Genomic DNA, 8,722 nt, shown 5'->3' on the forward strand with positions numbered 1-8,722 from the left:
GTCGGTCAGCAGCAGTGGTCGCCGCGCCAGGCCTGGGTTCCCTCGCGGACGGCGACCGCGGCGATGGTCAGCGCGGCGATCGGGTCGGCCCACCACCAGCCGAGCAGGCTGTTGACCACGAGGCCGACCAGCAGCACGCCGGACAGGTAGGTGCACAGCAGGGTCTGCTTGGAGTCGGCGACGGCGCTCGTCGACCCGAGCTCGCGGCCGGCTCCGCGCTGGGCGTAGGACAGGCCAGGCATGACGGCCAGCGAGACGGCGGCCAGCACGATGCCGACGGTGGAGTGGTCGGCGGCGTGCGCGTCGAGCAGGGCACGCGTGGACTCGACGGTGACATAGGCGGCGAGGGCGAAGAAGGACAGGGCGATGATCCGCAGCGCCGTACGTTCGCGGGTTTCGTGGTCCTTCGCGGAGAACTGCCAGGCGACGGCCGCGGCGGAGGCGACCTCGACGACGGAGTCCAGGCCGAACCCGATCAGCGCGGTGGACGAGGCGATGGTCCCGGCGCTGATCGCCACGACGGCTTCGACGATGTTGTAGGCGATCGTGGCGGCGACCAGCAGCCGCACCCGCCTGGCCAGCACCGCTCGCCGCGCCGGACTCGGCAGGTGCGGAGTCGTGCCGGTGGTGGTGGCGTCGGTCGGGGCGCAGCAGCCGTCGGCGCAGCCGGCCTCGGCCGGCGTTGTCAGTGGAAGTGGGCGCCCGCTTCCGGTGCGGTCTGGAGGTTCGGTCACGAGATGTCCGCGGAGGCCCGCGCATCTGGTGACTGTGCCGGGGAGTCGTCGGCGCAGTCGACGGTGGGTTCGACGGCCAGCACCACGTCGAGCAGTTCGCGCAAGGCGCGGGCCAGGTGCGGGTCAGCCAGCTCGTAGCGGACCTGGCGGCCCTCGTAAGTGGCGACGGCGAGGCCGCAGCCGCGCAGGCAGGACAGGTGGTTGGACACATTGGAGCGGGTGAGCCCGAGCCGGTCGGCGAGCTGGGCGGGGTAGCCGGGGCCGTCGAGGAGGGCGACCAGGATGCGGCACCGGGTCGGGTCGGCCAGCGCGCGGCCGAGCCGGGCGAGCGCCGCCTCTCGCGTCTCACAGGTCAGCATAGGCGGAACTGTACAGCGCTCGGTGTAATACAGCGAGCAATGAACAATCGAGGGGATGTGTCGTTACGTCGAAACCGTCAGGGCCGCCTATCTCGGACCGGGCACCCAGCACGTCGACCGCGACGAGCTGCTGCGCCGGGCCCGGTCCGGCGAGGTGATCGTGCTCGACGTCCGGCCGCACGCGGAGTACGCCGCCGGTGATATTCCGAGTCCGGCGAGCAGGGTGGCCCGGTGCTGGTCCATGCCGCCGCGGTCCATGCCGCTCACCATGCCACCGGGAGCGCGGTCAGCCCACCGGTGAGCGTGCCGGTCCGCATCGCCAGCGTGTCCTCCGGCACCGCGAGCCGCATGGTCGGGAAGCGCGGCACGAGCTGGGCGAGGACCGCTTGCAGTTCGATGCGGGCGAGCGGTGCGCCGATGCAGTAGCGCGGGCCGTGCCCGAACGTGAGGTGTCCGGCGGCCGGTCGGGTGAGGTCGAACCGGTCCGGGTCGGCGAAAACGGTGTCGTCGTGGTTCGCGGCGCTGATGTCGAGCAAGACGAGGTCGCCTGCTCGCACGAGGACGCCGTCGATCTCGAGATCTGTCCGCGCGTAGCGGGGAATCCCGCCGCCGTCCTTGTTCGGTGCGCGGAGGATCTCCTCGACCGCGCCGGCGACGAGGGCGGGGTCGTCGACGAGGGCCTGCCACTGGTCGCGGTTGGTCAGGAGCAGCAGCGCGCCCATGCCGAGCTGGACGACCGTGGTCTCGTGCCCGGCGAACAGCAGCGCCATCGACAGCATCGCGGCCTCGTCGTCGGACACGCCGTCGGTCGCGCACAACCGGGAGATCACGTCGTCCCCCGGCTCGGCCCTCTTGCGCGCGACGAGCTCCTTGCCGTAGCCGAACAGGTCGGCCAGTCCTTGTTCGGAGCGGGCCCGGTCCTGGGTGTTGGCGGCCGCCTCGGTCCAGGCGCGGAACTGGGTGCGGTCCTCGTACGGCACGCCGAGCAGCTCGCAGATCACCAGGATCGGCAGGGGCAGGGCGAGCGCGTCGTGCAGGTCGGCCGGGGATCCGTGCTGGGCCAGCTCATCCACCAGGCGGGCGGTCAACATGTCGACGCGCGGTCGCAGGGCCCGCATCCGCTTGGGCGTGAAGTGTGGTTGGAGCAGCACGCGCATCCGGGCGTTATCCGCCTGCTCCGTGTCGAAGTTGCCCAACGGGCCTCCGAACATCGCCGAGTCGCCGGTGCGGGCGGCACGGTCGCGGTGCGGGTGGGAGCGGCCGAGTCGCTCGTCGGCCAAGAGCCGGCGGACCCACGCGTGCTCGGCGACCAGCCACGCCTCGTCGCCCACCGCGGTCCGGATCCGGTGGATCGCGCCGGTCGCGGGGTAGGGCGGAGCATCCATGACAGCCTCCGTTTGTATATTTCGATGTAAACAACGCTACATGTATACTTCGCTGTAGACAACCGGGAGGATGGGATGACGGAAACGGTCCGCCGTATGCCGCGCGCGCAGCGGCGGGAGCAGATCCTGGACGCGGCGACCCGCGCGTTCGGTCGCGCCGGGTTCGCCGCCACCGGTCTCGACGACGTGGCGACCGAAGCCGGCATCACCCGCGTGATCCTCTACCGCCACTTCGAGTCCAAGGCCGACCTCTACCGCGCCGTCCTCGACCGGGCGTCCGCGCGACTCGTCGAGACGGTCGGCGCCGACGACTTCGACGAGAACTCCATAGCCGCGCTGGTCCGCGCCGCCGCGGCCGATCCCGACGGGTTCCGCCTGCTGTTCCGCTACGCCGCCCGCGAGCCCGAGTTCCGCGACATCACCGACTCCCTCGCCGCCACCTCCACCGAGGTCTCCCACCGCAACCTCACCAGGATGCTCCCTGACGGCCCGTGGACCCGGTGGGCGGCGCGACTCCTGCCCACCCTCACCACCGACGCCGTCATCGCCTGGCTCGACACCGGCCAGCCCGACCCCGATCAGGCCGCCGACCGCATCGGCCGCGCCGTCCACGGCGTCATCGAAGCTGCCGGTCCACACTGAACACGTGCGGTACATCCTGACCTGCACCTGCGAACGGCCGGAGCCGACCGACCCCGGCTTTGCGACCTGGCGTCCCGAATGACCGAGGCATAAGCGATCGGGTTTGGATGTCCCTGGTCCGCACCGTCCACTGAAGATGGTCGCCGACCTCCTCGCGGTCGCGGACTCCACCGCGCGCCGATGGCACGCCGCCAACGGCCGCGACCGGAGCCGGCTATGTGGCCCACCGCCTCCGGCTGCCGGCCTACGGGCCCGGGCACAGCGGACCGGAACAGCGTTCAGCCCGCAGCGGTGGGCCGGTCGGCGAGCCCGAGCCGGAGATGCTCGATGTGATAGACGGCTTCGTCGAGGAGTTGAGCGACGTGGTTGTCGTAGAGGCTGTAGACGATGCTGCGCCCGTGCCGGGCGCCGGTGACCAAACCGAGGTTGCGCAGCAGCCGCAACTGGTGGGAGACAGCGGACTGCTCCATCCCGACCGCCTCGGCCAGCTCCGTGACCGGCAGCGGCCCTTGCCGTAGCTGGGTCAGGATCAACAGCCGGCTCGGGGTGGCCAGCGCCTGCAGGGTGGAGGCCACCGTCGCCGCGCTCTCCGCGTCCAATTGCGCGACCGGCCGGTCCCGGCCTTCGACCCCGTGTCCCATACGCAGCATCGTATGTCACACCAGCAAATATGAAGACGTCTTCATATGTTCTGTTATCGTGACGCTCGTCCGTCGCTGTCGTCTCCGGAGGTTCCGGTGAGCTCAACCACCGCAACGCTGTCCCGCGCCGCGCCGCCTGCCGGGCGGGTACCCGTTCGGCGTACCCGCTTGTTCGCGCTGCCGGAGATGCGCTGGGCGGCGGTGTCGCTGGCGTTGTTCCTGGCCGGGCTGGCAGTGCAACTGCCCGGCGGGCCGGCGTGGCTGTGGTGGACGCTGTATCTGGCCTGCTACGCGGCCGGGGGCTGGGAGCCGGGGCGGGCTGGGCTGCGGGCGTTGCGGGACAAGACGCTGGATGTCGACCTGCTGATGGTGGCCGCGGCGATCGGTGCGGCGTCGATCGGCCAGGTCACCGACGGCGCCCTGCTGATCGTCATCTTCGCCACCTCAGGTGCTTTGGAGGCGCTGGCGACGGCGCGCACCGAGGACTCGGTGCGCGGCCTGCTCGATCTGGCGCCGGAGACCGCGACCCGGCTCGGGCCGGATGGCGATGAACGGACGGTCGCGGTGACCGACTTGGCGGTCGGTGACGTGGTCCTGGTGCGGCCCGGCGAGCGGATCGGCGCCGACGGTGCGGTCGTGGCCGGCGCGAGCGAGGTCGACCAGGCCACGATCACCGGCGAGCCGATGCCGGTGGACAAGACCAGCGGGGACGAGGTGTTCGCCGGAACCCTCAACGGCACCGGGTCCCTGCGGGTACGGGTGGACCGGCGCGCCGAGGAATCGGTGGTGGCCCGGATCGCCCGGCTGGTCGAGCAAGCCGCCACCACCAAGGCCCGGACCCAGTTGTTCGTCGAGAAGGTCGAGCAGCGGTACTCGATCGGCATGGTCGCGGCCACGATCGCGGTGTTCGTGATCCCCCTGCTGTGGGGCCAACCGGTGCAGGAGTCGCTGCTACGGGCGATGACGTTCATGATCGTGGCCTCGCCGTGCGCGGTGGTGCTGGCCACCATGCCGCCGCTGCTCGCGGCGGTCGCCAACGCCGGGCGGCACGGCGTGCTGGTCAAATCCGCCGTCGTCATGGAACAACTCGGCGCCACCACCCAGGTCGCGTTCGACAAGACCGGCACCCTCACCCGCGGCACCCCCGAACTGGCCGAGATCCACACACTGCCCGACAGCCGGTTCAACGCCGACGAGCTGCTCCAGGTGGCCGCGGCGGCCGAACATCCCAGCGAGCACCCGCTCGCCGCCGCGATCGTGCGGGCCGCCCGCCGCCGCGGCCTGCACCTGCCCGAGGTGGACGAGTTCTCCGCCCAACCCGGCCGGGGCGTGGCCGCCCGCATCGCCGGTCACCCCGCCGATCACTTCGTTCAGGTCGGCTCGCCCGCAGCGCTGCTGCCGGACGCGGACCCGGAGTCCGGCGCAGCGGCCGTCGTGCGGACGCTGCAGGAGTGCGGGCAGACCGCCGTCGTGGTCCTGTGCGAACGCCGCCCGGTCGGCGTGCTGGGCATCACCGACCAGCTGCGCCCGGAAGCCGCCCCCGCCGTCGCGGCGTTGACCAAGCTGACCGGCACCGCACCGGTACTGCTCACCGGCGACAACGTCACCGCCGCGACCCGCCTCGCGAACGAGGTCGGCATCAGCGATATCCGCGCCGGGCTGCTGCCCGAAGACAAAGTCACCGCGGTCCGGCAGCTCGAAACCGCCGGCCAGCGGGTCACGGTCGTCGGCGACGGCATCAACGACGCCCCCGCGTTAGCCGCTGCCCACACCGGCATCGCCATGGGCGGCGCCGGATCCGACCTCACCCTGCAGACCGCCGACGCCGTCGTCGTCCGCGACGACCTCGCGACCATCCCCGCCGTCATCGCCCTGTCCCGCCGTGCCCGCCGCGTCGTCGTCGCCAACCTTGTCATCGCCGGCAGCTTCATCACCGCACTGGTCCTCTGGGACCTCCTCGGCACCCTTCCACTCCCCCTGGGCGTGGCCGGCCACGAAGGCTCCACCGTCATCGTCGGTCTCAACGGGCTGCGCCTACTTCGCGCCGCGGCATGGCCTCGCGGAACAACCACAGCCAGGAAGGAGACCTCGGCATGACCGCATCGGACCGCACTGGTGCCAGCGGCGGCAACGGCTTTCCCGCGTACACGTCGTCTTGACTGACGTGGCGTCCATGTCAGTCGGCGGCGACTGCCGCGCGGGCCGAGTCGAGGGTCGCGCCCATCCTTGTCAACACCTGGCCGGCGACGCCGTCGGTTTCGCGGATCAGGGCGAGTAGCAGGTGCTCGGCGTCTATGTGGTCGTGGCCGAGTAGCTCGGCCTCCTGCTTGGCGATGTCGAGGACCTTCGCGGCCCTGGGGGTGAACCGGATCGAGTCGTCCTCCGGCGGGCGTTCGCCGGAGCCGATGATGTCGTGCACCTGCCCGACGACGCCGACGCTGTCGACGCCGATCGTGTCGAGGGGGGCGCTGTCCGACTCGGCGAGGCCGAGTAACAGATGTTCGGTGCCGATGTAGTCGTGGTTGAGCGCACGGGCTTCGTACGCGGCGCGGTCCAGGACCCGGCGCGTCCGGTCGGTGAGGAGTTCCTGCATGTCAGCGAGTCTGCGCGCCGAGCGCCGCCGGCGGCATGAGGGATCTCCCTGATCCCACCCCGGATTCGGCCACTACGGGCACGGCTCCTGATCGCGGGTGCGCGCACTCGAGCCATTCCGGCACGTCGAAAAGGCCGCGACAGCAAGGAAGCCGGCGGTCACGTGTGCCACCTACCCGATCGGCGCTGGCCGTGAACCGCTGGATGCCCGGCGTTGCCGCCGAGTACCGCGCCGAGCCGGTGGTGCACGGTGCTGGCCCGATGTTCGGCGGGACCGCGGGCGGGTGACGGCCGCCTGAGCCACCGGACGGTGTCCACTACGGACACATCGATCAGGGAGACCGGAGCCGCCGTTGGGAGCGGCCCGGTCATGGGAAAAGTGCTACCGTGACGGGACAAGGTGCGCCGGGAAGCCTGGTCGGCAGAGCAGTAGCCGTTGACCGGAGGAGTGGGTCCCGTGCAGCACAAGCGCCACCAACCGGGGCACACCGGGCCAGCAAGCTCCTCCCAACCGCGTTCGGGCTCACCACCACCCGGGTTGGAGGGCGCCGCATGGAGATGTGGCTGATCTGGCTGGTCCTGACCGTGGCGTTCGGCGTCGCGGAGGTCTTCACGCTCACCGCGGCGCTCGGCGTGCTGGGTGGCGCCGCGCTGATACCCGCCGGCCTCGCCGCGCTCGGTGCGCCGCTGCCCATCCAGCTCGTGGCGTTCGCCGCCGCTGCCGCGGCCGGGGTCGTGCTGGTGCGACCGGTCGCGCTCCGGCACATGCGCCAACCACCGATCGAGCGGTTCGGCATCGACGCCCTGGTCGGCAAGCGTGCCTACGTGGTCCGGGAGGTGACCGACCGGGACGGCCTGGTGCGCATCGACGGGGAGGACTGGACGGCTCGCGCGTTCGACGAGTCCGTGGTCATCCCCGTCGGCGCCGCCGTCGACGTCATGCGCATCAGCGGTACCACCGCCATCGTCTACCCCCGGGAGTGAACACATGGACATCTCGCCGCTGCTCATCGCCAGCCTGCTGGTCGCGCTGCTGGTCATCTTCATCGTCATCAGGGCGATCCGGATCGTGCCGCAGGCACGGGCGCGCAACGTGGAGCGGCTGGGCCGCTACAGCCGCACGCTGCAGCCCGGCCTGAACTTCGTCATCCCGTTCATCGACCGCGTCTACACCGCGATCGACCTGCGCGAGCAGGTCGTGTCCTTCCAGCCCCAGCCGGTGATCACCGAGGACAACCTGGTCGTCGAGATCGACACGGTGTTGTACTTCCAGGTCACCGATCCCCGCGCCGCCGCCTACGAGATCGCCAACTACCTCCAGGCGGTCGAACAGCTCACGGTCACGACGCTGCGTAACGTCGTCGGCTCGATGGACCTCGAAAGCACCCTCACCTCCCGCGACACGATCAACAGCCAGCTCCGCGGCGTGCTCGACGAAGCCACCGGCAAGTGGGGCATCCGGGTCAACCGCGTCGAGATCAAGGCCATCGACCCGCCGAAGACCATCAAGGACGCCATGGAGAAGCAGATGCGCGCCGAACGGGACAAGCGCGCCGCTATCCTCGGCGCCGAAGGCCAGCGCCAGTCCCAGATCCTCACCGCCGAAGGTGACAAGCAGGCCGCCGTGCTGCGCGCCGAGGGCAACCGCACCGCCCGGATCCTCAAGGCCGAGGGTGAGGCCAAGGCGATCGACGAGGTGTTCCAGGCCGTGCACCGCAACGACCCGGACCCCAAACTCCTTGCCTACCAATACCTCCAGACCCTGCCGCAGCTGGCCCAGGGCCCGGGAAACACCTTCTTCGTCATCCCCAGCGAGGTCACCGCCGCACTCAGCAGTGTCTCCCGCGCGTTCACCGACGCCCTGCCCAAGTCCCCGGCGACCCGCGACACCTCCCACGACGACAAGATCAGCGCCCGCGCGGCCGACGACGCGGCGCAGGCCGCCGAAGCCGCCGCGGAGGCCGTCGCCGCCGCGGCCGAGACGCAGAGTCCGGCGCTCACCGAGCGTCACACCGGAGTCGGCACTCCCCACTGACTCCGACCCTGTCGATGCGAGTGACAAATCTCGCGGACGCATGGATGGACGTTGGCATCTGCGGAGCAGGGATCACCGCACCTCGCCCATGCCTACGCCACGCTCGGGGTGGCCAACGCGACGGGCTGGGCTGGCCCGCGACTCCGCGGCACACACAGTGGCCGGTCAGCTCGGCCACGCGGCCGTCAGGCCACCGTCGACGACCAGTGCCTGACCGGTGACGTACCGGGCCGCGGGGGAGAGCAGGAAGGTCACGACATCGGCCACGTCTTCGGGCAGACCGGGCCGTCCCAGCGGGATCCGGGCTGCCGACGCGGCGACGCCGTTCGGTCCG

At 71.0% G+C, this 8,722-nt stretch carries 11 protein-coding genes; 5 read left to right on the top strand and 6 right to left on the bottom strand.

All coding sequences use genetic code 11. The features are described from left to right. Positions 1 to 5: 5 nt before the first annotated feature. Positions 6 to 689, bottom strand: coding sequence for a cation transporter (locus VGD70_RS06365; RefSeq protein WP_414637901.1), 684 nt, complete (start codon positions 687 to 689; stop codon positions 6 to 8). Between the two features lie 41 nt (positions 690 to 730). Next, positions 731 to 1,093, bottom strand: coding sequence for a Cd(II)/Pb(II)-sensing metalloregulatory transcriptional regulator CmtR (cmtR, locus tag VGD70_RS06370; RefSeq protein WP_331079079.1), 363 nt, complete (start codon positions 1,091 to 1,093; stop codon positions 731 to 733). A gap of 55 nt (positions 1,094 to 1,148) precedes the next feature. Between cmtR and VGD70_RS06375 the strand changes: the two genes are divergently transcribed. Continuing rightward, positions 1,149 to 1,394: a hypothetical protein gene (locus VGD70_RS06375; RefSeq protein ID WP_331079080.1), complete on the top strand. Its 246-nt coding sequence runs from the start codon at positions 1,149 to 1,151 to the stop codon at positions 1,392 to 1,394. Here the strand turns inward: VGD70_RS06375 and VGD70_RS06380 are convergent. Beyond that, the gene (locus tag VGD70_RS06380) at positions 1,357 to 2,478 is read right to left on the bottom strand and encodes a cytochrome P450 (protein WP_331079081.1); all 1,122 of its coding nucleotides are present in this window, start codon (positions 2,476 to 2,478) and stop codon (positions 1,357 to 1,359) included. The two genes, VGD70_RS06375 and VGD70_RS06380, sit on opposite strands and share 38 nt — an antisense overlap. 75 nt (positions 2,479 to 2,553) lie before the next feature. Here VGD70_RS06380 and VGD70_RS06385 point away from each other — a divergent pair, with 75 nt between their 5' ends. Then, the gene (locus VGD70_RS06385; RefSeq protein ID WP_331079082.1) at positions 2,554 to 3,120 is read left to right on the top strand and encodes a TetR/AcrR family transcriptional regulator; all 567 of its coding nucleotides are present in this window, start codon (positions 2,554 to 2,556) and stop codon (positions 3,118 to 3,120) included. A 278-nt stretch (positions 3,121 to 3,398) separates the two neighbouring features. On the opposite strand, the gene VGD70_RS06390 is transcribed toward VGD70_RS06385, so the two are convergent. After that, the gene (locus VGD70_RS06390) at positions 3,399 to 3,761 is read right to left on the bottom strand and encodes a metalloregulator ArsR/SmtB family transcription factor (protein ID WP_331079083.1); all 363 of its coding nucleotides are present in this window, start codon (positions 3,759 to 3,761) and stop codon (positions 3,399 to 3,401) included. Positions 3,762 to 3,947: 186 nt separating this feature from the next. Here VGD70_RS06390 and VGD70_RS06395 point away from each other — a divergent pair, with 186 nt between their 5' ends. Then, complete coding sequence (locus VGD70_RS06395; RefSeq protein ID WP_331079094.1) at positions 3,948 to 5,858, top strand: heavy metal translocating P-type ATPase; 1,911 nt, start codon at positions 3,948 to 3,950, stop codon at positions 5,856 to 5,858. Between the two features lie 79 nt (positions 5,859 to 5,937). On the opposite strand, the gene VGD70_RS06400 is transcribed toward VGD70_RS06395, so the two are convergent. Beyond that, positions 5,938 to 6,354 (bottom strand): Clp protease N-terminal domain-containing protein, encoded by a 417-nt coding sequence (locus tag VGD70_RS06400; protein ID WP_331079085.1) that lies wholly within the window; start codon positions 6,352 to 6,354, stop codon positions 5,938 to 5,940. Positions 6,355 to 6,905: 551 nt separating this feature from the next. On the opposite strand from VGD70_RS06400, the gene VGD70_RS06405 reads away from it, so the two are divergent. Next, the gene (locus VGD70_RS06405) at positions 6,906 to 7,337 is read left to right on the top strand and encodes an NfeD family protein (protein ID WP_331079087.1); all 432 of its coding nucleotides are present in this window, start codon (positions 6,906 to 6,908) and stop codon (positions 7,335 to 7,337) included. 4 nt (positions 7,338 to 7,341) lie between these two features. Continuing rightward, entirely contained in the window at positions 7,342 to 8,388 is a 1,047-nt protein-coding gene (locus tag VGD70_RS06410) for an SPFH domain-containing protein (protein WP_331079089.1), read from the top strand. A gap of 165 nt (positions 8,389 to 8,553) precedes the next feature. On the opposite strand, the gene VGD70_RS06415 is transcribed toward VGD70_RS06410, so the two are convergent. Continuing rightward, on the bottom strand, positions 8,554 to 8,722 hold a 169-nt coding region (locus VGD70_RS06415; protein ID WP_331079095.1), incomplete at its 5' end, for an SDR family oxidoreductase.

Origin of the sequence: Actinophytocola sp. (assembly GCF_036402745.1) — a bacterium.
GTDB lineage: Bacteria > Actinomycetota > Actinomycetes > Mycobacteriales > Pseudonocardiaceae > Actinophytocola.